The sequence below is a fragment of the Pseudoduganella sp. R-31 genome (assembly GCF_049913235.1).
Classification (GTDB): Bacteria; Pseudomonadota; Gammaproteobacteria; order Burkholderiales; family Burkholderiaceae_D; genus Rugamonas.
Genome location: NZ_CP183986.1, coordinates 6,292,179 through 6,316,882, shown reverse-complemented (window position 1 = coordinate 6,316,882; position 24,704 = coordinate 6,292,179). Strand labels below are relative to the sequence as shown.

The window sequence follows — 24,704 nt, the reverse complement described above, 5'->3', positions numbered from 1 at the left end:
AGCATGAAAATCCATGAGTATCAAGGCAAAGAAATCCTCCGAAAGTTCGGAGTGACCGTACCGCGCGGCATTCCGTGCATGTCCGTGGAAGAGGCAGTGAAAGCTGCTGAAACCCTGGGCGGCCCAGTGTGGGTCGTGAAGGCACAGATCCATGCAGGTGGCCGTGGTAAAGGCGGCGGCGTGAAAGTTGCCAAGACCATGGAACAGGTGAAAGAGTACGCCGACCAGATCATGGGCATGCAGCTGGTGACCCACCAGACCGGCCCTGAAGGCCAGAAAGTCCGCCGCCTGCTGATCGAAGAAGGTGCCGACATCAAGAAGGAACTGTACGTTTCCCTGGTGACCGACCGCGTCACCCAGCGCGTAGTCCTGATGGCTTCCTCCGAAGGCGGCATGGACATCGAAGAAGTCGCTGAATCGCACCCGGAAAAAATCCACTCGATCGCTATCGATCCAGCCGTCGGCCTGACCGACGCTGAAGCCGCCGGCATCGCCGCCAAGATCGGCGTGCCGGAAGGCTCGATCGCCGACGCGGTGACCAACCTGCAAGGCCTGTACAAAGCCTACTGGGAAACCGATGCTTCCCTGGCTGAAATCAACCCGCTGATCCTGACCGGTTCCGGCAAGGTCATCGCCCTGGACGCCAAGTTCAACTTCGACTCCAACGCCCTGTTCCGCCACCCGGAAATCGTTGCTTACCGCGACCTGGACGAAGAAGATCCAGCCGAAGTCGAAGCTTCGAAATTCGACCTGGCCTACATCTCCCTGGACGGCAACATCGGCTGCCTGGTGAACGGCGCCGGCCTGGCCATGGCAACCATGGACACCATCAAGCTGTTCGGCGGCGAGCCAGCCAACTTCCTGGACGTGGGCGGCGGCGCAACTGCCGAGAAAGTCACCGAAGCGTTCAAGATCATGCTGAAGAACCCAGGCCTGAAAGCGATCCTGGTGAACATCTTCGGCGGCATCATGCGCTGCGACGTGATCGCCGAAGGCGTGATCACCGCATCCAAAGCCGTGTCCCTGCAAGTACCGCTGGTCGTCCGCATGAAGGGCACCAACGAAGACCTGGGCAAGAAGATGCTGGCCGACTCCGGCCTGCCAATCATCTCCGCTGACACCATGGAAGATGCAGCCAAGAGCGTTGTTGCTGCCGCTGCCGGTAAATAATTAAGGAATCACTATGTCTATCCTGATCAATAAAGACACCAAAGTCATCACCCAGGGCATCACCGGCAAGACCGGCCAGTTCCACACCCGCATGTGCCGCGACTACGCGAACGGCCGCGAAGCTTTCGTCGCTGGCGTGAACCCTAAGAAAGCCGGCGAAGATTTCGAAGGCATCCCAATCTACGCCTCCGTCAAGGAAGCAGCTTCGGAAACCGGCGCAACCGTTTCCGTGATCTACGTTCCACCAGCAGGCGCAGCCGCCGCCATCTGGGAAGCCGTCGAAGCTGAACTGGACCTGGCCATCTGCATTACCGAAGGCATCCCAGTCCGCGACATGATGGAAGTGAAAGACCGCATGGCTAAAGCAGGTTCCAAGACCCTGCTGCTGGGCCCTAACTGCCCAGGCCTGATCACCCCGGACGAAATCAAGATCGGCATCATGCCTGGCCACATCCACAAGAAGGGCCGTATCGGCGTGGTTTCCCGCTCCGGCACCCTGACCTATGAAGCAGTCGGCCAGCTGACCGCACTGGGCCTGGGCCAGTCTTCCGCCGTGGGTATCGGCGGCGACCCGATCAACGGCCTGAAGCACATCGACGTGATGCGCATGTTCAACGACGATCCTGACACCGACGCTGTGATCATGATCGGCGAAATCGGCGGTCCGGACGAAGCCAACGCAGCCCGTTGGATCAAGGACAACATGAAGAAGCCAGTGGTTGGCTTCATCGCCGGTGTGACCGCTCCTCCAGGCAAGCGCATGGGCCACGCCGGCGCGCTGATCTCCGGCGGCGCCGACACTGCGCAAGCCAAACTGGAAATCATGGAAGCCTGCGGCATCAAGGTTACCAAGAATCCTTCCGAAATGGCTCGTCTGTTGAAGGCAATGCTGTAATAGTAGCTGTATGATAACGGGGAGCTTCGGCTCCCCGTTTTTGTTTACCCGGAGGATATCGATTTGGCAAAACTACTCGTGATGCGAGAAGGTGTTATCGAGCAGACAGTGCAGCTCACCAAGGAGCGCATGACCGTCGGCCGCCATAAGCATAACGACATTGTCCTGAATCACCCCGCAGTCAGTGGTGAGCATGCCCTCGTCACCACCATCCTGGACGATTCCTTCCTGGAAGACCTGCAAAGCACAAATGGTACATTTGTGAACGGCCACCGCATCGGCAAGCACTTCCTGCAGAACAAGGACGTGATCAAGATGGCCAAGTACCACCTCGAATTCGTCAGCGACGGCATCCGTCCCCTGGCGGCCGCCGCCGCGACCATCCCCGCCATGCCGGTTCCGCCATCGGCCCCGGCCGCCGCACCGAACACCCAGTTCGCCGAACTGCCGCTCGCCCATATCGAAGTCCTGAACGGCAGCAACGCCGGCAAGACCCTGAGCCTGACCAAGGCCGTCACCAGCCTGGGCCGGCCAGGCGTGCAAGTGGTGGTCATCACTCGCGCCCTGGAAGGCTATTCCGTCGCCCACGTGGAAGGCGACAAATCGCCCCTGCTGAACGGCGACCCGATGCCGCGCCAGCCGCACCCATTGAAGGGCGGCGAGATCCTCGACCTCAGCGGCATCCTGATGGCATTCCGCCTCAGCTGACGTTCAAAGTTGAAGTGGTCCCCTGGACCGGTCAGACGATTTTTTGACGGTCGGCCAGCATGGCCTCGTAAGTCAGGTTTTGCAGCAGGGTGAAGTGTGCCGGATCGAGTCCGGTGAATTGCACGCCATAGCTGAACACATCCTTCCCGTCTCCCTTCTGCGACTGCGCGACCGTGGCGTTGCGCACCAGCGCCGGGGTATTGATGCGCACTTGCCGGTCGTCCGGCGGCGCCAGCAGGGTAAAGTCCAGCTGCACCGTCTCGCCCTCGCGGCTCAAGGGCTGGGCCGATTCGATCAGCGCGCCGGACACGCTCAGGTTCACCAGGAAGACAGAAGCATGATGGCCGTCATCGCGCGACATCTTGGCCGGGATTTCGACCTTCACCCGCATTGCCGCGCGCAGGCTGGTGCCCTGGATTTCGCTGGGGAAGGCCACGTGCGCATACATCAGCGGCCGCAGGAAGACGCGCTGCACGACAGTCGAGAAGGAGCAGACATTCACACCCGAGAACACCCGCACCGTCAGCTTGTCGCCCTCGGTAACGGCGATCGGCCCGTTGTTCTCCATCGGGATCTTGACGATCATGTACTCGTCACGCACCCAGCCAATGACGGTCGAGAAATGCTGCATGGGCCGCAGCGTGCGATGGGTGATCAACTGGATGCGCCCGCCAACCTGCAGGTTCATCTGTTCAAACGCATATTCCTGCAATTTGTTTTCGCCCGCCATCTTCGTTATTGTCTGTTTATGAGCAATTGCCCATTGTACAATAGGGCCGCGCATCAACTATTGCTTTGTCGATAGGACAGTCCAGTCCAGGCCGACCAGGTGATACGGGTCGGGCTGCATCTTGTTGCAACCGCCGCTGCAAGTCTCCTTCGCGCCGAAGCGCCAGCCGCCGTTTTCGCGGTCGAGGATTTCCTTGTCCACCAGTTCCAGCGTTTCATGGTAGCGCCGCGCCATGTCCGGCCGCTGCGCCACGGCCAGGAAAGCCTTCATGCCTTCCGCCTGCTGCCACCAGTATTTGCTGCGGTCCACCTGCCCGCTGGGCGACATGCGGTTGAAGATGCCGCCATCCTGTTCGTCATAGCCTTTCGCCACGGCGAACTTCAGCAAGCGGTCTGCCACGCCCGAATAGATAGGCGGCAGGCCGCGCGCCTCGGCACTGCGCAGCAGGTGGCTCCATTCGAACTGGTGGCCAAGGTCGGTAAAGCCGTCGCCGTCGGTGAGCGGTTTCCACTGTTCGTCATACCACTCGGGGATATAGGCGCCGCCGTCGGGCAGGCCGACCATAAGCTGGTTCAGCACGAAGTCGCCCAGCTCGCGCGCATCGGCTACCACCTGCTGGTCGCCGGTCGCATCGATCAAGGCCAGCAGGGCTTCGAACATATGCATCAGGGGATTCTGCGAGTGCCTGCCTTCCTGCTTCGGCGCAAAATCGCGCGGTGCGGAACCGCGCAAGCCACCGCCTGGTTCGCGCAGGTTGCGGCGGATGTCCTGCCACGCGGCCAGCGCCGCCGCCTTGTATTTCGGCTCGCCCGTCACCCTCGCTGCGTGTGCCAGCGCCAGCAGGGCAAACGCGTGGCCGTAGGTGTTCTTGCTCATGCTGGCCGGCTTGCCCCCGGCATCGAGCACCTGGAAAAAGCCCCCGTGCAGCGGGTCGTGGAAAGACGACAGCAGGAAGTCCGTGCCGCGTCGCGCCACTTCCAGGTAGCGTGCATCGCCAGTTGATTCATAGCCGACCAGCATGGTGTACACCAGCCGGCTGTGCAGGGTCAGGTCGCCGCTGATCTTGTTCGGCGGCTGCCAGTTGCGATCGAACTGCCCCTGCAGCAGGCCGGAAGGCGTGGGGGCCACTGCCAGCCAGCGCGACAGGTGGGCGTTGAGGTCCTTGCGGTGCCACTCAGCGTTCGCCACCTCGGCCATCGCAGCGCGGCTGCCATGCCCGGCTTCATTGCTGTCGCATGCTGCGAGCAGGGCAAGAAATGATGCGACGGCCGCGCGGCGCAGCATCAGGCTTTCCAGTCGCCGGACTTGCCGCCCGCTTTCTCGGTGACGCGGATATCGGTCATCACCATGCCGCGGTCGACGGCCTTGCACATGTCGTACACGGTCAGCAGGCCGACCTGCACCGCAGTCAGCGCTTCCATTTCGACGCCGGTCTTGCCGTAGGTTTCGACCTGGGCGCGGCAATGGACGGTGTTGCTGGGTTCATCAGTGGTAAAGTCCACCGCAACGCGGGTCAGGGCCAGGGGATGGCAAAGGGGGACCAGGTCGGCCGTGCGCTTGGACGCCATGATGGCGGCAATGCGGGCAATACCGAGTACGTCCCCTTTCTTGGCGGTTCCCGATAGAATGAGCGCCAGCGTTTCCGGCTTCATGCGGATACTGCCGGTGGCGACGGCAATGCGGTGGGTTTCGGCCTTGGCGCCGACATCGACCATATGGGCCTGGCCGGCAGCGTCAAAATGAGTAAGGTGTTCGGTCATCGCGTAGCTCTCTTGTTGAACGGGTATGATAGCACTGTGAATGCACTACATTTTCGCCGTCCCTTGCTGGCGGCACTGGTTTCCGGCCTGCTGATCGCCGCTCCGGCGGGGCAGGCGCAGCAGGCGGAACTGCCTACGCTGGGCGATGCGTCGCGCGAGGACATGTCGCCGGTGATGGAGAAGCGCCTGGGCGAGGAGATCATGCAAAGCCTGCGCTTCGAGCGCGACTACCTGGATGATCCGCCCATCATCGACTACCTGAATAATTTCGGCACCAGGCTGGTGGATGCACGCCCGGGAGCGCGCGGCGACGCCAACCTCGAGTACTATTTCTTCGCGATCCGCGACAAGAACCTGAACGCCTTCGCCATGCCGGGCGGTTATATCGGCGTGCACTCGGCGCTGTTGCTGGCGGCGCAAAACGAATCCGAGCTGGCCTCGGTGCTGTCGCACGAAATCGGCCACGTGGCGCAGCGCCATATCGCGCGCCAGCTTGGGGCGCAGAAGAACGACGCCCTGATTCCCCTGGCGGCAATGCTGCTGGCGGCGCTGGCCGCCAAGTCCAGTTCCGATGCGGCGATCGGCGTCTTCATGGGCGGGCAGGGCCTGGCGATCCAGCGCCAGCTGAACTTCGGCCGCGATGCGGAGCGCGAGGCGGACCGCGTCGGCTTCCAGATCATGAATGCGGCAGGCTATGACGCTAGCGGCATGGTGTCCTTCTTCCAGCGCATGCAGAACAGCACGCGCATGTATAGCGACCTGATGCCGCCCTGGCTGCTGACCCACCCGCTGACCACCGAACGGATCGCCGATATCCAGGCCCGCATCCGCGAGCAGAAATTCAGCCAGCGCGTGGACGGCATGGACTTCCACCTGATCCGCGCCCGCGCCCGGGTTCTGCAGGACGAAAGCAGCAAGGGCCTGTCCGACACGGAGGCGGTATTCAAGAACCAGATCCAGCTGCCGGGCCGCCAGAACGTGGCCGCCGGCCAGTACGGCATGGCCATGGTATCGCTCAAGCGCTCCGAATTCGCTGCCGCGCAGGAGTGGCTCGACAAGGCGCGCACCACCATCGACAAGCCGCCGGTTGCGGGCGCGTTCAGCACGCCGATCCCGCGCGGCACCACCGATTCGGCGCTGGCCTATTTGTCGCTGGAGATCAAGCTGGCGCAGGAGAACAAGCCGGAAGTGATTGCAGCGGCCATCGAGGAGGCGAAGCAGGCGCAAGGCCGCTACCCGCTGTCGCGCGGCCTGGTATGGCAGTATGCGGATGCCCTGATCAAGGGCGGCAAATACGACGAGGCCACGCGCTTCCTGCGCGACCAGCTGCAGATGTATCGCCGCGAGCCGGAACTGCACGACTACATGGCGCAGGCCTATGCCAAGCAGGGCAAGATCGCCCTGCAGCATATCTCGCTGGCGGAATCGTACGTGCTGCTGGGCGGCGTGCTGGCGGCGCTGGACCAGCTGGCGCTGGCCCGCAAGGCGCCCGACGCGACCTACTACGACCAGTCGGTGATCGATGCCCGCGAACGCGAGCTGCAAGCCAAGCGCAAGGAAATGCTGGGCGATAAGAAGAAAGACAAGGACTGAGCGCTCAGCACCCGCACGGCGGGTCGTCCTGGTCGATTTCCAGCAGGTGCCAGGCCCCGCCCACGTTGATGAAGATGAATTTTGCGTGGTATTCGCTGCCCTCGGGGCCATCGCCCGCGCCAAACTGCGTATTGATTGCATCCCAGACGGCGATGTCATTGACGCCGTCGCGATCCAGGTCGATGTAGGTAACGGTCGCCCGGCGGTAAATCGGCTCCCCATTCCCGGTTTTCGGCGGGGATAGCAGTTGCGCCTTGGCGGTGATGCGGGCTTTCCTGATGTCCAGCGGCAGCAATGTGCGCAAGACGGGAAGCTGCCCGGAATCCAGCGGCAGAATGTGGTGTGTTCCTGCGCAAACCGCCTGGTCTCCGTTCGCAATGTCCTCGAATGCTGCGTCGCTTGGCAGGCTGGCGGCGTCGCCTTTGTCGCTGATCACCAAAGCGTACACGGGCTTTTCCAGGCGCTGCGTCACCTTGCCGATATCCCACACGCCGTTACGCATTGGGCCACTGTTGCTGTCGCCGACCCAATCCGACGCGCTGTCCACCTTCAGTTTCCAGCGAATGGAGAACTGGGCGCTAAGCGTTTCCGGTGTCGCCTTTGGACTGGCAACATCGTTCAGGGACTTGAAGTAGGAAGGCTTTACCGCTACCAGCTTGATCTGCCGGTAAAGCCATTGGTTCAGCGGATCCAGACCAGCCAGGCCAGGATAATTCTCCCAGGCTGGCGCAGGCCTCCATAGTCCGCGTGGCGCGATGACGCCCTGTGCGAGCATGGACTTCATCGCTTCCAGCTCCGGTATCGCGTAGCGCGACAGCGCCGGTGGATTTTCCCAACTGCCGCTGGCGAGGAAGTGCTCTTCCCGCTCTTTTCGCTTCTCAGGCAGCATTTCCAGCTCAAAATTCGCCGCCGCGTCAACCAGGTGCTCAAAGGTAGGCTCGATCCAGAATGTACGGGCAGCTGATTGGCCAACGACCTCCGCCAGCGAGGTGGGTTTCGCTCGCAGCAGCTTGCAGGCCACGTATCCCTTTTTCTGCGCGCCCCAGGAGATCTCGCAAAATTCGTCCAGCTGCGCGAGCAAGGCCACCGGCGTGTTGATCACCAGATGGTCGAGTACGGGCGCATTCCTGTTGGCGGCCTCGCGCACATTGACATATGACCCGCCGATCCAGTTCGAGACCGGTTCGGCCAAAGCCTGGGCGCTTGCCAATGCCAGGGTGATTGCTGTCGCGCAAGCCCTTGAACGTTTCGTCCCTGGCATCGTCAAGCTTGCGGCAGGCGCTGGAAGTGGAAGGCGGCCGGCACACTGTCGCGCGCGATGGCCGCCAGCGGAACTGCGCGCTCGCCGACACGCAAGGTCAGTGGCGACAGGCTGGCAGGATCGCTGGCCGCGGCATCCAGCCAAGCCAGCAGGGCGTTGTCACCCACCGGACGGCCATTCAACTCCAGTTGCGGCAACACTTGCGCGAAATCGCGATCGTCGAGCTGGGCCAGCACCTCGCCGCTGCGCAGCAGCAGTTCGCCGGCCTCGGTCAGCCAGGCAGCATCAATTTCACCCAATGGCTCGCCGGTATGCAGCACGAAGCCGCGGAGCGGATCGGTGCGCGCGATGAAAGGCGTGGCTTCCAGGTTCAGGTACACGCGCTGCGGCCCGTTCTGGAAGTACCAGCGACCCAGTTCATCGCACTGGTAATTGCGTGTGATGAAGCCGACCAGTGCCGGGTTGGTCAGCTTGTCGCCTGCCTCGTTGAAATGCTGCGCGCGCTCGTCGCGCATGCGCCAGTTGCCGCGCGCATCGAGCGCCAGCCAGCCGTAGCAGTGCGGCACATTGGGCCACTTGGCCATCGCCTGTTTGACTATTTCATCCATGGTTCAAGCCTCGGCCATTTCAGTGGCCTCGATGGCGGTCAGGAATTTCAGCATGCGCAGCGGCAGCCAGTCCAGGCTGCCCGGCAAGCGCCCGGTGGCAAAGCCCACATGGCCGCCTTCATCCGGATAATCCAGCACCACCTGGTGCGAAGCCTTGCGCGGCAGGTATTCGCCCGGCATGAAGGGATCATTCTTCGCATTCAGCACCAGGGTCGGCACCGTGATATCGGTCAGCACGTGCTTGGCGCTGGCGCGGTCCCAGTAATCGTCCGCATCGCGGTAGCCATGCAGCGGCGCCGTGACTACGTTGTCAAAGGCGTGCAAGTCCTGCGCCGCCATCAGTGCATCAAGGTCGAACAGTCCGGGGAACTGCTGCAGCTTGGCCACGCATTTCGGTTTCAGCGTTTGCAGGAACATGCGCGTGTACAGGCGGCTGAGGCCGCGCGACAGGGCATTGCCGCCCTGCGCCAGGTCGAGCGGCGCCGACACTGCACAGGCCGCGTCGACAAACTCGGCCTGGTGCTGCGACTCGCCCAGCCAGCGCAGCAGCACATTGCCGCCCAGCGATACGCCGCAAGCATAGAACTTGCCGCTCGCATGCGGGTGCAGGCGGCGGATGATCCAGTCCAGTTCACCGGAGTCGCCGGAATGGTAGAAGCGCGGCGCCAGGTTCGGCTCGCCGGAGCAGCCGCGAAAATGCGGCACGGCGCCCGACCAGCCGCGGCGCGTGATCTCAGCCATCAGGGCGCGCGAGTAATGGCTGTCGGAAGAGCCTTCCAGCCCATGGAACAGCACCACGAATGGCTTGCCCGGCTGGCCGTCGACGAAATCGACATCGATGAAATCCGCATCCGGCGTATGCCACCGTTCGCGGCGGAAACGGACGTCGGGCTTGGCTATGCAGGTAGCCGGATAAATGGTCTGCAAGTGGCCGCTCGGCAGCCAGAATGGGGCGATGTAGTTCATGGCGCGGCTGGGATCGGCCCAGCGGGCCCGGTCCCCCTTTTTTTAGTGCAGTATTTGAGCGCGCGGATCGACGGGAACAGGTCCCGGCGCTACAGACACATGATGCAACACAATGCGCCAACCCTTCGGTGTCTTAACGTACACATTGGTCGCAATCAGGTGCGCCGGCTCGCCGCTTGCCGCTGTGACGCCCTCAACCACAGTATGCACCGAACTCATCAGGTTGTGTGTCTCATGCAGCTGGGATGGGCGAATTTGCAACCCGCCGTGTTCCAACAGTGCACTCCAGGAATCGCGGATGGCGCGGTGTCCGATCAGGCGCGGGCCGCCGGGATGGATGCAGACGATTTCCTCATCGTCCGCCCACAGCGCCATCAAGGCTTCCAGGTCGGCCCGGTTCAAGGCATCGTAAAAGGCCGCTTCGACTTCTGCCGCACTGCCATTCTGGTGTTTACGCGCTGCCATCCGGGCTCCGGGGGAAAGGGTGATTAATGGTGGCCGGCGTCGGCGCCTGGTTTCAGCTTGTACTGGGTGCCGCAGTACGGGCATTTTGCTTCGCCATGTTTGAAGTCCAGGAACACGCGCGGGTGCGAAGACCACAGCGGCATGGCTGGATTCGGGCAGTAGGCCGGCAAGTCTTTGCCATCGAGTTCTACTGGCTGGGTGGCGTTGCTCATTTTATAACACTCCGCGAGATCAAAAACCACGATTTTAATGCATCCCGGCAGCGAAAAGCATTCGTCGGTAGAATGTCGGCTTTCCCCTGTGCTTGCCAATGAGTTCTCCAGATAGCCTGCCCGACGTCGCGGCCCACCACGAGCCCTCCTGGCGCGCGGGACTGAAAGACGGGACCCCGACATTGTTCGGCATCGCCGCCTGGGGCCTGGTGGTAGGCGTGGCCATGGTCAAGTCCGGGCTGACCGTGGCGCAGGCGATGGGCATGACCCTGGTGGTGTTTGCCGGTTCCGCGCAACTCGCCTCGCTGCCCCTGATTGCAGCCGCCGCACCGATCGGGGTGATCTTCCTGACCGCGCTGGTGGTCAACCTGCGCTTCGTGATCTTCGCCGCCTTGCTCGCGCCGCACTTCGCCAGGCTGCCGCTGTGGCGCCGCTTCCTGCTTGGCTACGGCGCCGGCGACATGACCACCGCCATGTTCCTGCAGCGCTATCCGACCGAAAAGCCCGTTATGGGCAAAGTGTCCTACCTGCGCGGCCTGCTATACCCGAACTTTGTCGCATGGCAGGCCGGCTCCATCGCCGGCATTTTCCTTGGCAGCGCCGTGCCGGCCGAATGGGGTCTGGGCTTTGCTGGCACGCTGGCGATTATCTGCATTACCGTGCCGATGGTAGCGACCCGGCCCGCACTGTGCGGCGCGCTGGTCGCTGGCGTGACCGCGGTGCTGGCGCATGGCTTCCCATACAAGCTGGGTTTGCTGGCAGCCGTGCTGGTCGGCATGGTAACTGCAATGGTGGTGGAAGGAATGATCGAACGAAGAAAGGCCGCCGATGACTGATCTAGATATCTGGCTGACGATTGCCGCGCTGGCCTGCGCCACCGCGATCACCCGGTCCTCGTTCTGGGTGATTGGCGAGCACGTCTCAATCCCCACCCGCGTGCAGGAGATGCTGCGCTATGCGCCGGCGTGCGCGCTGGCCGCCATCATCGGTCCCGACCTGCTGCTCGGCTCGCAGGGCACGGTCGAGTTCAGCATCCATAACTACAAGCTGCTGGCCGGCGCAGCCGCCATCGCCTACTACATCGCTCGCCGCAACATGCTGGAGACCATTGTGTTTGGCATGGCGTGCTTTACCGCATTGCGCCTGCTGTTGCCTTAAATTCGGGGTCAGGTCTGTCATTTGGACACCCGCTACGCACCATTGATCAATCTCAAAGATAACCTGTCCATTTATGGGAGGGCATATGGCAGAAATAGACCACATGATCTTGCGCGTCAGCAATTCAATGCAGTCAATCCGCTTTTATGCGGATGTGCTTGGATTCAAACACGAAGGCAGGGTAGGGCCGTTCGAAGTGGTGCGCGTCAATGAGGGCTTCACGCTGGATCTGCTGGCGGAGCCGCCCACCATGCATCTGCACCTGGCCTTCCGCGTCGATCCCGAACATTTCGAACGTGTGATGGTGCAATTGCGTGAACGCCGCATCCCATTCGGCGGCAATCATATGGACCGCAACTGCAGCCAGCCCCAGCCACAATACGGCGCACGCGGGCTGGCGCTGGCTTGCTATTTCGAGGATCCAGACGGGCACAACCTGGAAATTCGCTGCTAGGCCTTCCACAGCTTGCGTGCTTCTTCCGCAATGATGTCAGGGAATTCTTCCTGGAAGAACAGCTTTCCTTCCGGAATGGCGCGGATGCCTTGCGAATGCGGGAAGAGCTGGTCGAGGTAGTGCGCATCGACCATCGTGAAAATGGTATCGCTGGCGCCCCACACCATGCGCACCGGCACAGTGCTGCGCCGCAGTTGGGCCTCGATGCCGGCGAGCGGGTTGGGCGACAGGGCGTTGTGGAACTCGTGGTATTGCGCGCGCCGCAGTGGTGAACTCACCAGTGGCGCTGCATAGTACTCGATGATTTCATCCGTCAGCTGCGCGGGGTTGTGGAAGACGGCGGCGCCAAACGTGGCGCGGGCCATGGGCTGGTCGGTCAGCCACTTGGCGGTTTCGTCGGCCAGCGTGCCCTGGCGGGCCATTTCCAGCACGGGCGCGATCTCGGCGGGCGGACTATGCGGCTCGATGTCGCAATTGGTCAGCATCAGGCTGCGCACGCGTTGCGGGTAGCGCAGCAGGAACAGTTGCGCGACGGCGCCGCCACTGTCGCTGGCGACGAGATCCACAATGCCGGCGCCGAGCTTGTCGAGCAAGGCGGCCAGCATCTCGGCCTGGGCGGATGCTGCCAGCGACTGGCTGGCGGGTATTTCCGAATAGCCGAGGCCCATGAAATCGGGCGCAATGCAGCGGCGGTATGCCGACAGTCGATCCAGCGCGCCGCGCCATTGGAAGCTGTTCAGCGGGGCGCCGTGCAGGAACAGCGCTGCTGCCGGGCCGGAACCACGCTCTACGTAAGCGATGTGGCCGAAGGGCAGTTTTGCGAAACGGCGCGCAGCACGGAATTTGGCGACCTCGGTGGCGGCGGCAGCAATGGATAGTTGTGGCGCCGCGCTGGCGGCGAGGGCGGCGGCGGTCAGGGATAAAAAGTCACGGCGTTTCACTTGCGGTCTCCATGCAGTAGCTGAGTGGTGGAATCGATGCTATCGGCAAGCCTGGGAGGCTGCGCGCATAATCAGCCGCTGGCGAGCACAGTCGGCTGATTTTTTATTGCTTCATCGCTGGAAATGGCGCACTCTCCCATTTCCTGCGTGAGAGGAAGCAATGACGACCAGGCCTTCGTGTTACCCAGTGCGGGACGAGGTACCGCTACTGGATGTGTTGACTTCGCCAGTTCCGCATGGCCGCTTCGACTCGCCGGTCGATGGCCATCATGTGTTGTGCCTGCACCTTGGCGCTCCGGTGCCGGTCAGCTACCGCGCTGGCCGGTACGAGCGGCAGGGGACTCGGCTGCACGGCCAGTTCTGCGTGGTGCCCGCCGGCGCCAGCACACGCTGGACGCTGACTGCACCCGCCACGTCATTGTTGTTGCGCCTGAATCCATCCCTGCTGCAGGACACGGCGGAACATATGCGCCTGGATGCCGGGCTGGCGCCAGCCATCCACATCCGCGACCCGCAAATCGAACGCATTGGCTGGATGATGCAAACGGAAGAGCAAGAGGGGCATCCCGGCGGCCGTATCTTCGCTGACAGCCTGGCCAGTGCGCTGGCGGCACGGCTGCTGGCGCTGCAGACGCTGGCCTCCCGCCGCCCATCCGCAGCGCCGCCCCGAGCCTTGCCTGCCTGGCAGTTGCGCGCCATCCAGGACTATATCGAAGCCAACCTTGACCACGACCTGAGACTGGCCGAGCTGGCTGTCGTGGCCGGCTTCAGTGTTTCTCACTTCAAGGAACTGTTCCGCCAGGCAGCCGGCATGCCCGTGCATCGTTACGTCCTGGTCCGCCGCGCCGAGCGCGCCCGCCAGCTCCTGCAGGAAGGCAAAAAGACAAATACCGAGATCGCACTGGAAGCGGGTTTCGCGCACCCCAGCCATATGGTCCGCAGCGTTCGCCAGGTCCTGGGCCTGACACCTGCACAATTGCGCGCCGATGGATTGAGGAAGATCAAAAGTGTGGCTTTGGTGTCCAAATGACAGACCTGACCCCGAATTTTGTTTTCTTGTTGGTAACTAAATATCGGCCTTGCCCGAGCTTAACATGCGGCTAAGGGGCCCCGGCTTAAGGTAAAATAGCGCTCTTTCCAACTGTGACCCCTGAGTAACCATGCTGAAATTCAACCGCCTGGAAGACCTCGTAGCGCAGAACGCGCTGCAGGGCAAGCGCGTCTTTATCCGTGCAGATCTGAACGTGCCGCAGGACGATGCGGGCAATATCACCGAAGATACACGCATTCGTGCTTCGATTCCGGCGATTAAGGCGGCCCTGGGCGCTGGCGCCAAGGTCATGGTTACCTCCCACCTGGGCCGTCCAACCGAAGGCGAATTCAAGCCGGAAGACAGCCTGGCGCCAATCGCCAAGCGCATGTCCGAACTGCTGGGCCAGCCGGTCGAGCTGAAGCAGGACTGGGTTGATGGCGTGGAAGTCGCTGCCGGCCAGGTTGTGCTGCTGGAAAACTGCCGCGTCAACAAGGGCGAAAAGAAGAATTCCGATGAGCTGGCCCAGAAAATGGCCAAGCTGTGCGATGTGTACGTGAACGATGCTTTCGGTACTGCGCACCGCGCTGAGGCGACCACCCACGGCATCGCCAAGTTCGCGCCGATCGCTTGCGCCGGCCCGCTGCTGGCTGCCGAGCTGGATGCGCTGGGCAAGGCCTTGGGCGCGCCGGCCCGTCCGCTGCTGGCCATCGTGGCCGGTTCCAAAGTGTCGACCAAACTGTCGATCCTGAAATCGCTGGCCGACAAAGTGGACAACCTGATCGTTGGCGGCGGCATTGCCAACACCTTCATGCTGGCTGCCGGCCTGAAGATCGGCAAGTCGCTGGCGGAAGCCGACCTGGTTGCTGAAGCCAAGGCCATCATCGACATCATGGCTGCCCGCGGCGCCCAGGTGCCTATCCCTGAAGACGTGGTGTGCGCGAAGGAATTCTCGCCAACCGCAGCGGCGACCGTGAAGGCCGTGGCTGATGTGGCCGACGACGACATGATCCTGGACATCGGTCCCAAGACCGCCGCCAAGCTGGCTGCCCAGATCGCCGAAGCCGGCACCATCGTCTGGAACGGCCCGGTCGGCGTGTTCGAGTTCGACCAGTTCGGCGAAGGCACCAAGACCCTGGCCATGGCGATCGCCAACTCCAAGGGCTTCTCGATCGCCGGCGGTGGCGACACCCTGGCGGCCATCGCCAAGTACCAGATCACCGACAAGATCGGCTATATCTCCACCGGCGGCGGCGCCTTCCTGGAATTCCTGGAAGGGAAGACCCTGCCGGCAGTGGAAATCCTGGCGCAACGCGCCCAGTAACACGGTAAAAGGCGCCCGCAAGGCGCCTTTTGAACTTTTTCAAGCTCACACGAAGGAAACCTTCATGGCACGTGGTACCAAGATCGTCGCAACTATCGGCCCAGCTTCGACCGACCTGAACATCCTGATCCAGATGATCAAGGCAGGGGTTGACGTGGTCCGCCTGAATTTCTCCCACGGCAAGGCGCAGGATCATATCGATCGCGCCAACCTGGTGCGTCAGGCGGCAGCGGAATGCGGCAAGGAAGTGGCGATCATGGCCGACATGCAGGGTCCGAAGATCCGTATCGGCAAGTTTGAGAACAACAAGATCGAGCTGGCCAAGGGCGACAAGTTCATCCTCGATGCCAAGTGGGGCGAGAACGGTGAACTGGGCAACCAGGAGCGCGTGGGCCTGGACTACAAGAGCCTGCCAACCGATGTGAAGCCGGCCGACGTGCTGCTGCTGAACGATGGCCTGATCGTGCTGACCGTGGACAAGATTGTCGGCAGCGAAATCTACACCACCGTGAAGATCGGCGGCGAGCTGTCCAACAACAAGGGCATCAACCGCCAGGGCGGCGGCCTGACCGCGCCGGCGCTGACCGCCAAGGACATGGAAGACATCAAGACTGCAATGTCGTTCCAGGCCGATTACCTGGCGATTTCCTTCCCGAAAAACGCCACCGATATGGAAATGGCGCGCCAGCTGGCCAATATCGCCGGCGAGCCGTTCGGCTTCAAGCCGATGATGATCGCCAAGATCGAGCGTGCTGAAGCTATCCCGGCGCTGCAGGAAATCCTGAACGCCTCCGACGGCATCATGGTGGCCCGCGGCGACCTGGCTGTCGAGGTAGGCAATGCGGCTGTGCCTGCGCTACAGAAGCGCATGATCCGCATGGCGCGCGAATCGAACAAGATCGCCATCACTGCGACCCAGATGATGGAGTCGATGATCTTCAACGCCGTGCCGACCCGCGCCGAAGTGTCCGACGTGGCCAACGCCGTGCTGGACGGTACCGATGCCGTGATGACTTCGGCTGAGACTGCCTCCGGTAAATACCCGGTGGAAACTGTGGAAATGATGGCGGCCATCTGTACCGAAGCCGAGCAATCCGAATACAACAAACTCGATGCGGACTTCCTGAACGCGCGCTTCACCCGCATCGACCAGTCGATCGCCTATGGCGCCCTGTTCACCGCGCACCACCTGCGCGTGAAAGCGATTGTGGCCCTGACCGAATCCGGCTCCACCGCGCTGTGGATGAGCCGCCACAACATCGACACCCCGATTATTGCGCTCACGCCGAGCACCACCACCCAGCGCAAGCTGGCCTTGTACCGTAACGTTTGCACCCACCAACTGATGCAGGATGCGCCGACCGACGTCGTGTTGCGCGCCGCGGAAGACCTCCTGGTAAAACAGGGTATTGCCCAGAAGGGCGATATGATTGTGGTTACCTGGGGTGCGCCGATGGGCAAGGTGGGCGGCACGAACGCGCTGCGTATCGTGAAAGTAGGTGAGTTTACTCACCGCGCCGAATCTGCCCGCTGATCGGCTCGATAACGAACGCTAACGATTTCTTTATTGTTATTGGAGTACTACCATGTCCCTCGTATCCATGCGTCAACTGCTGGACCACGCTGCTGAAAACGGCTACGGCATCCCGGCTTTCAACGTCAACAACCTGGAACAAGTGCAGGCCATCATGGCTGCCGCCGACGCCGTCAACGCGCCGGTGATCATGCAAGCTTCGGCTGGCGCCCGTAAATACGCTGGCGAAGCCTTCCTGCGTCACCTGATCGACGCGGCAATCGAAGCTTACCCGCACATCCCTGTCGTCATGCACCAGGACCACGGCCAGTCGCCGGCAGTCTGCATGGCTGCAATCAAGTCCGGTTTCTCGTCCGTGATGATGGACGGTTCCCTGATGGCTGACGGCAAGTCCGTGGCTTCCTACGAATACAACGTCGAAGTGTCGAAGGAAGTGGTGAAGTTCTCCCACTCCATCGGCGTGACCGTGGAAGCGGAACTGGGTGTGCTGGGCTCCCTGGAAACCATGAAGGGCGACAAGGAAGACGGCCACGGCGCGGAAGGCACCATGACCCGCGAACAGCTGCTGACCGACGTGGCGCAAGCTGCCGACTTCGTGCAGAAGACCCAGTGTGACGCGCTGGCCATCGCGATCGGCACCTCGCACGGCGCCTACAAGTTCACCCGCAAGCCAACCGGCGACATCCTGGCGATCGACCGCATCAAGGAAATCCACGCCCGCATCCCTAACACCCACCTGGTGATGCACGGTTCGTCTTCTGTGCCGCAGGAACTGCTGGCCATCATCCGCGAATTCGGCGGCGACATGAAGGAAACCTACGGCGTGCCTGTCGAGGAAATCCAGGAAGGCATCCGTCACGGCGTGCGCAAGATCAATATCGACACCGATATCCGCCTGGCCATGACGGCTGCCGTGCGCAAGTACATGTTCGAGAACCCATCGAAGTTCGACCCGCGCGACTTCCTGAAGCCAGCCCGAGCTGCTGCTGAAGAAGTGGTGAAGGCACGCTTCCTGGCATTCGGCTGCGAAGGCCGCGCGTCGATGATCAAGCCGATTTCGCTGGAGAAGATGGCTGAGCGTTACAAGGCCGGCGAGCTGGCCCAGATCGTCAAGTAATAAAACCGGCAAATCGGTGTCTGACCCGCAGGGTCAGACACCAGGTCTGCCGGAGCCGCCGGCCGCGGCACAGACAGTGTCTGACCCTGCGGGTCGGACACTGGTTTACCGGTTCTAAAAATCTCAGATAGTCCCCGCCATGAACAGCCTGTACAAATCCTCCATCAAATCCCTCCCCCTGCTGGGCCACGGTAAAGTGCGCGACAACTACGCCGTCGGCACCGACAAGATCCTGATCGTCACCACCGACCGCCTGTCCGCGTTCGACGTCGTGATGAACGAACCGATCCCCGGCAAAGGCATGGTCCTGAACCAGATGTCCGATTTCTGGTTCGAGAAACTGGGCCACATCGTCCCCAACCACCTGACCGGCGTCACCCCGGAATCGGTCGTGGCACAGGACGAAGTAGAGCAGGTCAAAGGCCGCGCAGTCGTAGCGAAGCGCCTGCAGCCTATCCTGGTGGAAGCGGTGGTACGCGGCTACATCATCGGCTCGGGCTGGAAAGACTACCAGGCGACCGGCAGCATCTGCGGCATCAAACTGCCGGAAGGCCTGCAGCAAGCTGACAAGCTGCCAGAACCAATCTTCACCCCGGCTGCCAAGGCAGACCTGGGCGAACACGATGAAAACATCTCCTTCGAAGAGATGGAAAAGAAAATCGGCGCCGAACTGGCCGCCAAGATCCGCGAAGTGGCGATCAAGCTGTACACCACCGCCGCCGACTACGCAGCAACCAAGGGCATCATCATCGCCGACACCAAGTTCGAGTTCGGGCTGGACGACAACGGTGTGCTGCACCTGATGGATGAAGTGCTGACCGCCGACTCCTCGCGCTTCTGGCCAGCCGACTCCTACCGTCCAGGCATTTCCCCACCGTCCTACGACAAGCAGTTCGTGCGCGACTACCTGGAAACCCTGAAGGACTGGCAAAAGACCCCGCCGGCGCCAGCCCTGCCGGCGGAAGTGATCGAAAAGACCCAGGCCAAGTACTTCGAAGCCATCGAACGCCTGACCGGCGAAAAGCTGAAGGTATAAGCCATGTCAGAGAATCAGCCAATGAGCAAACCGCTGGTCGGCATCATCATGGGCTCGTCCTCGGACTGGGACGTGATGAAGAATGCCGTCGACATGCTGAAGCAGTTCGGCGTGCCGTATGAAGCGCAGGTGATCTCCGCCCACCGCATGCCGGACGAGATGTACGCCTACGCCAAGAGCGCCCGTGCGCGCGGCCTGCGCGCCATCATCGCCGGCGCCGGCGGTGCGGCCCACCTGCCGGGCATGGTCGCTGCCATGACCATCGTGCCGGTGCTGGGCGTGCCCGTGCCGTCCAAGTACCTGCGCGGCGAAGACTCGCTGTTGTCCATCGTGCAGATGCCGAAGGGCGTGCCGGTGTCGACCTTTGCGATCGGCGAGGCCGGCGCTGCCAACGCGGGCCTGACCGCAGTGGCGATCATCGCCACCACCGACGACGCGCTGGCTGCCAGGCTGGAAGAGTTCCGCGCATCGCAAACCGAGGCCGCCAAGGCCATGACTTTGCCGTTGTAAGCGTATGAGTACCGATGTAAAAAATCCTCCAGCGTGGCTGGGTGTCATGGGCGGCGGCCAGCTTGGCCGCATGTTCGCGCACGCCGCGCAGAGCATGGGCTACAACGTGGCCGTGCTGGAACCGTCCGCCGACTGCCCTGCGGGGCAGGCGGCGAACCGCCTGATCAATGCCGGCTACAGCGATGCCGCCGGCCTCGATGCACTGGCTGCGCAATGCGTTGCCGTGACCACTGAGTTCGAAAACGTGCCGGCCGACAGCCTGTCGCGCCTGGCGCAATCGGTTTTCGTGGCGCCGAATGCGCACGGCGTGTCCGTGGCGCAGGACCGCATTGCGGAGAAGGCTTTCTTCGTCGCCAGCGCGGCCAAGTCGGGCGTGATGCCGGCGCCGCACAAGGTCATCGCCACCGATGCCGACATCGATGCGATTCCCGATGACCTGCTGCCGGGCATCTTGAAGACCGTTCGCATGGGCTACGACGGCAAGGGCCAGGTGCGCGTGAAGTCGCGCGACGACGTGCGCGCCGCCTTCGAAGGCATGGGCCAGGTCACCTGCCTGCTGGAGAAGATGCTGCCGCTGGCGTATGAGGTTTCCGTGCTGACGGCGCGCGGCGCCGACGGCGCCTCCGTGGTCTACCCGATCGCCGAGAACGTGCACCGCGACGGCATCCTGTTCACCACGACCGTGCCGGGGCCGAACATCACCGCCGACTGCGCCGCCAAGGCACAGGCGGCGGCGACAGCCATCGTGGCCGAACTGGGCTACGTGGGCGTGCTGTGCATCGAGTTCTTCGTGCTGGCCGACGGATCACTGGTGGTCAATGAAATGGCGCCGCGCCCGCACAACAGCGGCCACTACACCATCGATGCCTGCGTCACCAGCCAGTTCGCCCAACAGGTGCGTGCCATGGCCGGCCTGCCGCTGGGCGACGTGCGCCAGCATTCGCCGGCGGTCATGCTGAACCTGCTGGGCGATATCTGGTACGAAGCCGAGGTGGTCGCCGATCCGGTGGAGAATACCGGACTGCCATTGCCCGGCGCCGAAGCGCGCTTCAACCCGCTTGGCACGGTGCGCGAGCCGGCGTGGGACAAGGTGCTGGCGCTGCCAGGCGCCAACCTGCACCTGTACGGCAAGGAAGAACCGCGCCGTGCCCGCAAGATGGGCCACCTGACCTTCGTCGCGCCGACCCTGGCCGAAGCGCAGCAGCACCTCAACGCCGCCTGCGCCATCCTCGGGATCGAAGCATGACCGACGCCGCATCCCGCGACATCGCCGGCGCAGCAGCTGCGCTGGCGAATGGCGACCTGGTCGCATTCCCTACCGAGACCGTGTACGGCCTCGGTGCGGATGCGGAAAACCCGGCCGCCGTCGCAAAGATCTATGCTGCCAAAGGCCGCCCGCAGGACCATCCCGTGATCGTGCACGTCGCCCCCGGCGCCGACATCGATTACTGGACCACCGAAGTACCCGACGAAGCACGCGCCCTGGTGCGTGCCTTCTGGCCCGGCCCGCTGACCCTGATCCTCAAGCGCAACGCGCATATTCCCGACGCCGTTTCCGGCGGCCAGGATACGGTCGGCATCCGCTGCCCGTCGCACCCGGTGGCGATGCAGCTGCTGCAAGCATTCAAGGAAGGCAAGGGCGGAGTGGCCGCACCATCGGCCAACAAGTTCGGCAATGTCAGCCCGACTACCGCCCAGCACGTGCATGACGAATTCGGCGACGACCCGCGCCTGGCGGCCATCCTTGATGGCGGATCGAGCCAGGTTGGCATCGAGTCCACTATCCTCGACATGTCGCGCCTGGCCAGCCATGGCCCGGTGCTGCTGCGACCCGGCCACATCACCGCGCAGCAGATTGCCGACGTGATCGGCACCATGCCGCGCCAGCCCGACCAGGCCGCGCCGCGTGCTTCCGGCACCCTGGAGTCGCATTACGCGCCGAAAGCGCCGGTGGCACTGTTGCCCACTGGCGACATCGAAAAAACCCTTGCGGAACTCAAGCTGCGAGGGCGGTGTGCCGCGCTGATCCACTACTCGCCGTTTGTGTTGTCTCAACCAAATGTGACGCTCCCTGCCGAGCCAAAGGGGTATGCTTATGGCGTGTATGCCGCGTTGCGCGCGATGGACCAGCAACAGGTTGAGCTGATCCTCGTGGAAGCACCGCCGACAGGCGATGCCTGGCTGGGCGTCAACGATCGCCTGCGCCGCGCCGCTTTCGGTTCGACCGGCATTATTGAGCGTTTCCTGAAGTCGTAAAACGCTTAGCGCTGCCCACTAACTGGCCTCGGCCTGATCGAGCCAATGATCGAGTCCCACAGGAAGACTGCTTCTTCGTCACTGATGGAGGGTTTGGTACCTCCTGTGGTGTTTCCCTTGACGCCGGTGTGCAATTCAATCTGAAGCACTGGCAGCAAAGGGTTCTTGGGCTCACCGTGGCTTTGGAAGGCGAATTCATGGCTTTCGCCTTCAAATTCTTGCGCGGGTTTATGGGCAAGCACTTCGAACCCTTCCCATCCCCCTATGTGACGGTAACCGCGTCGAAGGAATTTGATTCGTGAGTACCACTTTCCCATGCCGGACGCGAAGGCCGCTTGTTTGGCACGGTTCATCCTGGGTTCCAACGCATCCGACTCAATAAAGATTTCCTTCTTCGTCATTTCGATTGACATGTGGACGTCTTCGAATTGCTTCAGTCGAATGCCTAGCGTGACTTCTTCCAGCATATAGCGAGCAGGCTCGCGGAGGAAAGCTCTGTCCAGGCAAAGTCCTGGTTCGTTTGGAATTTCGTCGGAAGGACGAAAGCGCAAAGAGCGTGCGACCTCCATCAGTAAAGCTACCGCTTCAAGGTACGCATCACCCTCACCGTCAACTTCGTACTCCTGCAAGAACAGGTCATCTCCAAGCCGGAGGAATGACTGGACGTTGTAATCGGCGAAGCTGCCGCGCCCTATGCCAATAACCATCTTGTGTTGCCCTCCTATGCCAGGCAGTACCTTGCCCAGCATTGACTCTTTTTTCTTCAATGGGCCTCGCGCGAACTCTCGGTTCTCCTCAATTTTTGCAAGCGCCCGCTTGACTTCGCTGTCCAGGCCTGCCCCTTCACCTTCAAGCCTCGATAAATGAAACGGGACGCGCGCCGGACCGTAAACAACTGCAGCACCTTTGGGCACATCTATCAGGAATCGTCCGGCGCAGATGGTGTTTGTCTCTGCGTTAGTCTCGACAAGTCTGTTCGAGGTTGAGTTCATTTTTTTGTTCCCCGTATGTGGATATTCGGCCCACGTGGAGTGGACTGGCAGGAGAAACAGAACTATTGCTAGTAGCATTGCCATGGACGTGATGAAGCTACGCAAGGCTTCCCCACTTCATTGTGGCGGCAATTTTTATGATGCTGAACATCGTCGAATGCAAGGCATCGTCATTGCTAAAGCTGGCCTGATGCTCATAACCGGTCTGGCGGAAGATCGCCTTGAACCGATTGCTTAAGAGTTGACGATCCGATGAACGGAGCGGGACTGTTTGATCGCCGGCTCCTTGTGAAGGCCCCAGTTCTGCGCTGATGCCATCAACTGGTACACCCTTGGATGTTTTCCCGGCCAACACCAACTTTCCCTGCCTGCTGTCGTTGGTGATGCGATAGTCTGTCCATGCAGCATCAACGTTCGTATCATTCAGGTTCCAGACGATCCTGTCCCAGGAGGGGCGTGCTGCGTCAGCACCATAATGCGCATAGCTTTGCTCGTGGAAGGTGTCAGCTAAGTCGAGATGGAATTGCCTGGCTTCACGGAGTAATTTCATAGTTCTCGCGATCCCGGCACTTTGACTTCCCGCTGGATTCAGCCATTCTTCTCGCAGTAAGCCGAACCATCGATCACGCAGGCAATAGATCTCCTCATAGGGATCGCCGTTTTTTGGAAATTGATCGACAAGAAGGCCATTGCGCCGAATTTCGAGCCAGCCATTCCCATAGGCGCAGTTGGGCAGCAGTTGAAGGCCGCCGGGGGCATTACCGAGAACTGCAGTGACTTCATTGCCGAAATTTCCCAGAAACTTTGGCGCTGGGTTCATCCCCATCTTGCCTTCTTCAAAGCCACAGCGCATGCGCCTGTATGCTGCCGGTGCACCTAGTGCAGGCATTACGCCGTGCACAATACCGAGTATCTTGTCATTGATATTGCCCATTTCAGGATGAATCAATGCGCGGGCGAGTAAACCGCCCATGGAGTGGCTGATGACGATGACCTTCTCACAAGCAAAGCCCCTTCTTCGATAGTCGAGTATGAGGTTCTGATTCTTCTCGAAACGATGCGTGCTGAGTCTTCGTTGGATTGCAGCCAGTTGTATCCCATGGCGTGGACGGGGAACAAGCAATCCTTTGTGGCGACCCTGAATTCTTCTTCGGTCAACGGCGGGATCGCAGGATTTACTGCAGCGCCCCACCCAGCAGGATTTTGGCCAATGATTTTTTTCCAATAGCTATCGAGGTCAGGGCGATTCAAATGCTGTTCGCATCGCTCAAGGATGTGTCGATAACTGTTGAAGAGTATTTCTCCCCATCCTCGTTCCCTTGCCTTTTCCTCTTTCGTCCTGCGTGGCGTGATGCAAGGCGGATCGTCTGACAGTAACGGAGAATCAATTTCGAATCGTAGTGCAACTCTGACCTTGCTGTGGTCCTGGCGTTGACCTGCATTTTCATGGCCATTCCCGGTTGGCGCCATTCCGCCATCGTAGCTATCCACTTCCGTTGCTTGGGGATCCAATTGCAGTTGGCGCCGAACTGGCGATGCTTCGAGGAACTCTGTTACCTCATTCAGCTTGTCCGGGCGCCAAGCGATGTTATTGGATTTCTTTAAGCGCTGTTGACGCTCCGCGTTCATGCGCAAGTTCGAACCCATAATTCCGGGTAAGAAGAGAATTGGAATAACGCGCTTCGGCAGCACGTGCATAACCTGCGGCGTCTTGTCCACCTTCGGTGTGCAGAATCCCTGGGCTTTTCTGCCTCCTGAACTCATGTCAACGGATAGCTGGGTGGCCATGCTTGAGTCCTTGTCAAGCGATCAGAAAAGCCATGGTGGCACGTTGGCTTGCACGGATCTTGATGCGCAATAAGGCGAACGTGCTTGGTCAGCTATGTTGTGAGCCAACGACAGAAATACCACTTGCGGATATTCGCCTGCATAGGCGTGATGCTTGTCGGTGGATGCTTGAGAGGGGAGCACATCCAATCGGCAC

General features: G+C 61.4%; 27 protein-coding genes. 15 read left to right on the top strand and 12 right to left on the bottom strand.

Going from position 1 to position 24,704, the window contains the following annotated elements; genetic code table 11:
- The first annotated feature begins 3 nt into the window (after nt 1-3).
- The 3 genes from sucC to ACN9MY_RS28880 all read left to right on the top strand — a co-directional run bounded on the left by sucC (nt 4) and on the right by ACN9MY_RS28880 (nt 2,773).
- Nucleotides 4-1,170 (top strand): ADP-forming succinate--CoA ligase subunit beta, encoded by a 1,167-nt coding sequence (sucC, locus tag ACN9MY_RS28890; RefSeq protein ID WP_426165393.1) that lies wholly within the window; start codon nt 4-6, stop codon nt 1,168-1,170.
- A gap of 13 nt (nt 1,171-1,183) precedes the next feature.
- Nucleotides 1,184-2,065: a succinate--CoA ligase subunit alpha gene (gene sucD / locus ACN9MY_RS28885; RefSeq protein WP_155454657.1), complete on the top strand. Its 882-nt coding sequence runs from the start codon at nt 1,184-1,186 to the stop codon at nt 2,063-2,065.
- 63 nt (nt 2,066-2,128) lie between these two features.
- On the top strand, nt 2,129-2,773 hold the full coding sequence (locus tag ACN9MY_RS28880; RefSeq protein ID WP_426165391.1) for an FHA domain-containing protein: 645 nt from the start codon (nt 2,129-2,131) through the stop codon (nt 2,771-2,773).
- Nucleotides 2,774-2,804: 31 nt separating this feature from the next.
- On the opposite strand, the gene ACN9MY_RS28875 is transcribed toward ACN9MY_RS28880, so the two are convergent.
- The 3 genes from ACN9MY_RS28875 to moaC are packed head-to-tail and all read right to left on the bottom strand — an operon-like array spanning nt 2,805 to nt 5,263.
- Nucleotides 2,805-3,503 (bottom strand): flagellar brake protein, encoded by a 699-nt coding sequence (locus ACN9MY_RS28875; protein WP_426336499.1) that lies wholly within the window; start codon nt 3,501-3,503, stop codon nt 2,805-2,807.
- Between the two features lie 57 nt (nt 3,504-3,560).
- Nucleotides 3,561-4,787: an AGE family epimerase/isomerase gene (locus ACN9MY_RS28870; RefSeq protein WP_426336498.1), complete on the bottom strand. Its 1,227-nt coding sequence runs from the start codon at nt 4,785-4,787 to the stop codon at nt 3,561-3,563.
- Nucleotides 4,787-5,263: a cyclic pyranopterin monophosphate synthase MoaC gene (moaC, locus tag ACN9MY_RS28865; RefSeq protein ID WP_090435596.1), complete on the bottom strand. Its 477-nt coding sequence runs from the start codon at nt 5,261-5,263 to the stop codon at nt 4,787-4,789. Before moaC ends, ACN9MY_RS28870 begins: the two co-directional genes overlap by 1 nt.
- Nucleotides 5,264-5,299: 36 nt before the next feature.
- Between moaC and ACN9MY_RS28860 the strand changes: the two genes are divergently transcribed.
- Entirely contained in the window at nt 5,300-6,856 is a 1,557-nt protein-coding gene (locus ACN9MY_RS28860) for a M48 family metalloprotease (RefSeq protein ID WP_426336497.1), read from the top strand.
- A 4-nt stretch (nt 6,857-6,860) separates the two neighbouring features.
- Here ACN9MY_RS28860 and ACN9MY_RS28855 read toward each other — a convergent pair whose 3' ends face one another.
- Genes ACN9MY_RS28855 through ACN9MY_RS28835 form a run of 5 tightly spaced genes read right to left on the bottom strand, consistent with a single transcriptional unit; the run spans nt 6,861 to nt 10,368 of the window.
- A complete protein-coding gene (locus ACN9MY_RS28855; protein ID WP_426336496.1) occupies nt 6,861-8,117 on the bottom strand; it encodes a hypothetical protein in 1,257 nt (418 codons plus the stop codon).
- Between the two features lie 2 nt (nt 8,118-8,119).
- The gene (locus tag ACN9MY_RS28850) at nt 8,120-8,725 is read right to left on the bottom strand and encodes a DUF2946 family protein (protein ID WP_426319423.1); all 606 of its coding nucleotides are present in this window, start codon (nt 8,723-8,725) and stop codon (nt 8,120-8,122) included.
- A 3-nt stretch (nt 8,726-8,728) separates the two neighbouring features.
- Nucleotides 8,729-9,691 carry a YheT family hydrolase gene (locus ACN9MY_RS28845; RefSeq protein ID WP_426319422.1) on the bottom strand — a complete coding sequence of 321 codons (963 nt, stop codon included), beginning with the start codon at nt 9,689-9,691 and terminating at the stop codon, nt 8,729-8,731.
- Between the two features lie 42 nt (nt 9,692-9,733).
- A complete protein-coding gene (locus ACN9MY_RS28840; protein ID WP_426165375.1) occupies nt 9,734-10,156 on the bottom strand; it encodes a YybH family protein in 423 nt (140 codons plus the stop codon).
- A gap of 23 nt (nt 10,157-10,179) precedes the next feature.
- A complete protein-coding gene (locus tag ACN9MY_RS28835; protein ID WP_057263119.1) occupies nt 10,180-10,368 on the bottom strand; it encodes a zinc-finger domain-containing protein in 189 nt (62 codons plus the stop codon).
- A 98-nt stretch (nt 10,369-10,466) separates the two neighbouring features.
- Here ACN9MY_RS28835 and ACN9MY_RS28830 point away from each other — a divergent pair, with 98 nt between their 5' ends.
- From ACN9MY_RS28830 to ACN9MY_RS28820, 3 genes are all read left to right on the top strand, one after another.
- Nucleotides 10,467-11,204 (top strand): AzlC family ABC transporter permease, encoded by a 738-nt coding sequence (locus tag ACN9MY_RS28830; RefSeq protein ID WP_426336495.1) that lies wholly within the window; start codon nt 10,467-10,469, stop codon nt 11,202-11,204.
- The gene (locus ACN9MY_RS28825; protein ID WP_426319420.1) at nt 11,197-11,526 is read left to right on the top strand and encodes an AzlD domain-containing protein; all 330 of its coding nucleotides are present in this window, start codon (nt 11,197-11,199) and stop codon (nt 11,524-11,526) included. Before ACN9MY_RS28830 ends, ACN9MY_RS28825 begins: the two co-directional genes overlap by 8 nt.
- An 85-nt stretch (nt 11,527-11,611) precedes the next feature.
- Entirely contained in the window at nt 11,612-11,980 is a 369-nt protein-coding gene (locus tag ACN9MY_RS28820) for a VOC family protein (RefSeq protein ID WP_426319419.1), read from the top strand.
- Here ACN9MY_RS28820 and ACN9MY_RS28815 read toward each other — a convergent pair.
- Complete coding sequence (locus tag ACN9MY_RS28815; protein WP_426319418.1) at nt 11,977-12,921, bottom strand: alpha/beta fold hydrolase; 945 nt, start codon at nt 12,919-12,921, stop codon at nt 11,977-11,979. The two genes, ACN9MY_RS28820 and ACN9MY_RS28815, sit on opposite strands and share 4 nt — an antisense overlap.
- 217 nt (nt 12,922-13,138) lie before the next feature.
- On the opposite strand from ACN9MY_RS28815, the gene ACN9MY_RS28810 reads away from it, so the two are divergent.
- From ACN9MY_RS28810 to ACN9MY_RS28775, 8 genes are all read left to right on the top strand, one after another.
- Nucleotides 13,139-13,951 carry a helix-turn-helix domain-containing protein gene (locus tag ACN9MY_RS28810; RefSeq protein ID WP_426319417.1) on the top strand — a complete coding sequence of 271 codons (813 nt, stop codon included), beginning with the start codon at nt 13,139-13,141 and terminating at the stop codon, nt 13,949-13,951.
- Between the two features lie 130 nt (nt 13,952-14,081).
- On the top strand, nt 14,082-15,275 hold the full coding sequence (locus ACN9MY_RS28805; RefSeq protein WP_426165362.1) for a phosphoglycerate kinase: 1,194 nt from the start codon (nt 14,082-14,084) through the stop codon (nt 15,273-15,275).
- Between the two features lie 64 nt (nt 15,276-15,339).
- Complete coding sequence (gene pyk / locus ACN9MY_RS28800; RefSeq protein WP_426165360.1) at nt 15,340-16,809, top strand: pyruvate kinase; 1,470 nt, start codon at nt 15,340-15,342, stop codon at nt 16,807-16,809.
- A 52-nt stretch (nt 16,810-16,861) separates the two neighbouring features.
- On the top strand, nt 16,862-17,926 hold the full coding sequence (gene fba / locus ACN9MY_RS28795) for a class II fructose-bisphosphate aldolase (RefSeq protein WP_426319416.1): 1,065 nt from the start codon (nt 16,862-16,864) through the stop codon (nt 17,924-17,926).
- A 139-nt stretch (nt 17,927-18,065) separates the two neighbouring features.
- Nucleotides 18,066-18,962 carry a phosphoribosylaminoimidazolesuccinocarboxamide synthase gene (locus tag ACN9MY_RS28790; protein ID WP_426165356.1) on the top strand — a complete coding sequence of 299 codons (897 nt, stop codon included), beginning with the start codon at nt 18,066-18,068 and terminating at the stop codon, nt 18,960-18,962.
- Between the two features lie 21 nt (nt 18,963-18,983).
- The gene (purE, locus tag ACN9MY_RS28785; RefSeq protein ID WP_426165354.1) at nt 18,984-19,472 is read left to right on the top strand and encodes a 5-(carboxyamino)imidazole ribonucleotide mutase; all 489 of its coding nucleotides are present in this window, start codon (nt 18,984-18,986) and stop codon (nt 19,470-19,472) included.
- Between the two features lie 4 nt (nt 19,473-19,476).
- Nucleotides 19,477-20,718, top strand: a complete 1,242-nt coding sequence (locus ACN9MY_RS28780; protein ID WP_426165352.1) for a 5-(carboxyamino)imidazole ribonucleotide synthase — start codon at nt 19,477-19,479, stop codon at nt 20,716-20,718.
- Nucleotides 20,715-21,728 carry an L-threonylcarbamoyladenylate synthase gene (locus tag ACN9MY_RS28775; RefSeq protein ID WP_426165350.1) on the top strand — a complete coding sequence of 338 codons (1,014 nt, stop codon included), beginning with the start codon at nt 20,715-20,717 and terminating at the stop codon, nt 21,726-21,728. Before ACN9MY_RS28780 ends, ACN9MY_RS28775 begins: the two co-directional genes overlap by 4 nt.
- Before the next feature lie 5 nt (nt 21,729-21,733).
- On the opposite strand, the gene ACN9MY_RS28770 is transcribed toward ACN9MY_RS28775, so the two are convergent.
- The 3 genes from ACN9MY_RS28770 to ACN9MY_RS28760 form a co-directional block, all read right to left on the bottom strand.
- A complete protein-coding gene (locus ACN9MY_RS28770; RefSeq protein WP_426319415.1) occupies nt 21,734-22,720 on the bottom strand; it encodes a T6SS immunity protein Tli4 family protein in 987 nt (328 codons plus the stop codon).
- 97 nt (nt 22,721-22,817) lie between these two features.
- Complete coding sequence (locus tag ACN9MY_RS28765) at nt 22,818-23,693, bottom strand: hypothetical protein (RefSeq protein WP_426165346.1); 876 nt, start codon at nt 23,691-23,693, stop codon at nt 22,818-22,820.
- Nucleotides 23,666-24,508 carry a hypothetical protein gene (locus ACN9MY_RS28760; protein WP_426165344.1) on the bottom strand — a complete coding sequence of 281 codons (843 nt, stop codon included), beginning with the start codon at nt 24,506-24,508 and terminating at the stop codon, nt 23,666-23,668. The genes ACN9MY_RS28765 and ACN9MY_RS28760 overlap by 28 nt, the downstream gene beginning before the upstream one ends.
- Nucleotides 24,509-24,704 lie beyond the last annotated feature (196 nt).

What these genes read in the sequence shown, in the direction of transcription:
- sucC (WP_426165393.1), top strand. Translation starts at nt 4, where the DNA reads ATGAAAATCCATGAGTATCAAGGCAAAGAAATCCTCCGAAAGTTCGGA.
- sucD (WP_155454657.1), top strand. Translation starts at nt 1,184, where the DNA reads ATGTCTATCCTGATCAATAAAGACACCAAAGTCATCACCCAGGGCATC.
- ACN9MY_RS28875 (WP_426336499.1), bottom strand. Translation starts at nt 3,503, where the DNA reads ATGGCGGGCGAAAACAAATTGCAGGAATATGCGTTTGAACAGATGAAC.
- ACN9MY_RS28870 (WP_426336498.1), bottom strand. Translation starts at nt 4,787, where the DNA reads ATGCTGCGCCGCGCGGCCGTCGCATCATTTCTTGCCCTGCTCGCAGCA.
- moaC (WP_090435596.1), bottom strand. Translation starts at nt 5,263, where the DNA reads ATGACCGAACACCTTACTCATTTTGACGCTGCCGGCCAGGCCCATATG.
- ACN9MY_RS28855 (WP_426336496.1), bottom strand. Translation starts at nt 8,117, where the DNA reads ATGCCAGGGACGAAACGTTCAAGGGCTTGCGCGACAGCAATCACCCTG.
- ACN9MY_RS28850 (WP_426319423.1), bottom strand. Translation starts at nt 8,725, where the DNA reads ATGGATGAAATAGTCAAACAGGCGATGGCCAAGTGGCCCAATGTGCCG.
- ACN9MY_RS28845 (WP_426319422.1), bottom strand. Translation starts at nt 9,691, where the DNA reads ATGAACTACATCGCCCCATTCTGGCTGCCGAGCGGCCACTTGCAGACC.
- ACN9MY_RS28840 (WP_426165375.1), bottom strand. Translation starts at nt 10,156, where the DNA reads ATGGCAGCGCGTAAACACCAGAATGGCAGTGCGGCAGAAGTCGAAGCG.
- ACN9MY_RS28835 (WP_057263119.1), bottom strand. Translation starts at nt 10,368, where the DNA reads ATGAGCAACGCCACCCAGCCAGTAGAACTCGATGGCAAAGACTTGCCG.
- ACN9MY_RS28830 (WP_426336495.1), top strand. Translation starts at nt 10,467, where the DNA reads ATGAGTTCTCCAGATAGCCTGCCCGACGTCGCGGCCCACCACGAGCCC.
- ACN9MY_RS28825 (WP_426319420.1), top strand. Translation starts at nt 11,197, where the DNA reads ATGACTGATCTAGATATCTGGCTGACGATTGCCGCGCTGGCCTGCGCC.
- ACN9MY_RS28820 (WP_426319419.1), top strand. Translation starts at nt 11,612, where the DNA reads ATGGCAGAAATAGACCACATGATCTTGCGCGTCAGCAATTCAATGCAG.
- ACN9MY_RS28805 (WP_426165362.1), top strand. Translation starts at nt 14,082, where the DNA reads ATGCTGAAATTCAACCGCCTGGAAGACCTCGTAGCGCAGAACGCGCTG.
- pyk (WP_426165360.1), top strand. Translation starts at nt 15,340, where the DNA reads ATGGCACGTGGTACCAAGATCGTCGCAACTATCGGCCCAGCTTCGACC.
- fba (WP_426319416.1), top strand. Translation starts at nt 16,862, where the DNA reads ATGTCCCTCGTATCCATGCGTCAACTGCTGGACCACGCTGCTGAAAAC.
- ACN9MY_RS28790 (WP_426165356.1), top strand. Translation starts at nt 18,066, where the DNA reads ATGAACAGCCTGTACAAATCCTCCATCAAATCCCTCCCCCTGCTGGGC.
- purE (WP_426165354.1), top strand. Translation starts at nt 18,984, where the DNA reads ATGAGCAAACCGCTGGTCGGCATCATCATGGGCTCGTCCTCGGACTGG.
- ACN9MY_RS28780 (WP_426165352.1), top strand. Translation starts at nt 19,477, where the DNA reads ATGAGTACCGATGTAAAAAATCCTCCAGCGTGGCTGGGTGTCATGGGC.
- ACN9MY_RS28775 (WP_426165350.1), top strand. Translation starts at nt 20,715, where the DNA reads ATGACCGACGCCGCATCCCGCGACATCGCCGGCGCAGCAGCTGCGCTG.
- ACN9MY_RS28770 (WP_426319415.1), bottom strand. Translation starts at nt 22,720, where the DNA reads ATGAACTCAACCTCGAACAGACTTGTCGAGACTAACGCAGAGACAAAC.
- ACN9MY_RS28765 (WP_426165346.1), bottom strand. Translation starts at nt 23,693, where the DNA reads ATGGGCGGTTTACTCGCCCGCGCATTGATTCATCCTGAAATGGGCAAT.
- ACN9MY_RS28760 (WP_426165344.1), bottom strand. Translation starts at nt 24,508, where the DNA reads ATGGCCACCCAGCTATCCGTTGACATGAGTTCAGGAGGCAGAAAAGCC.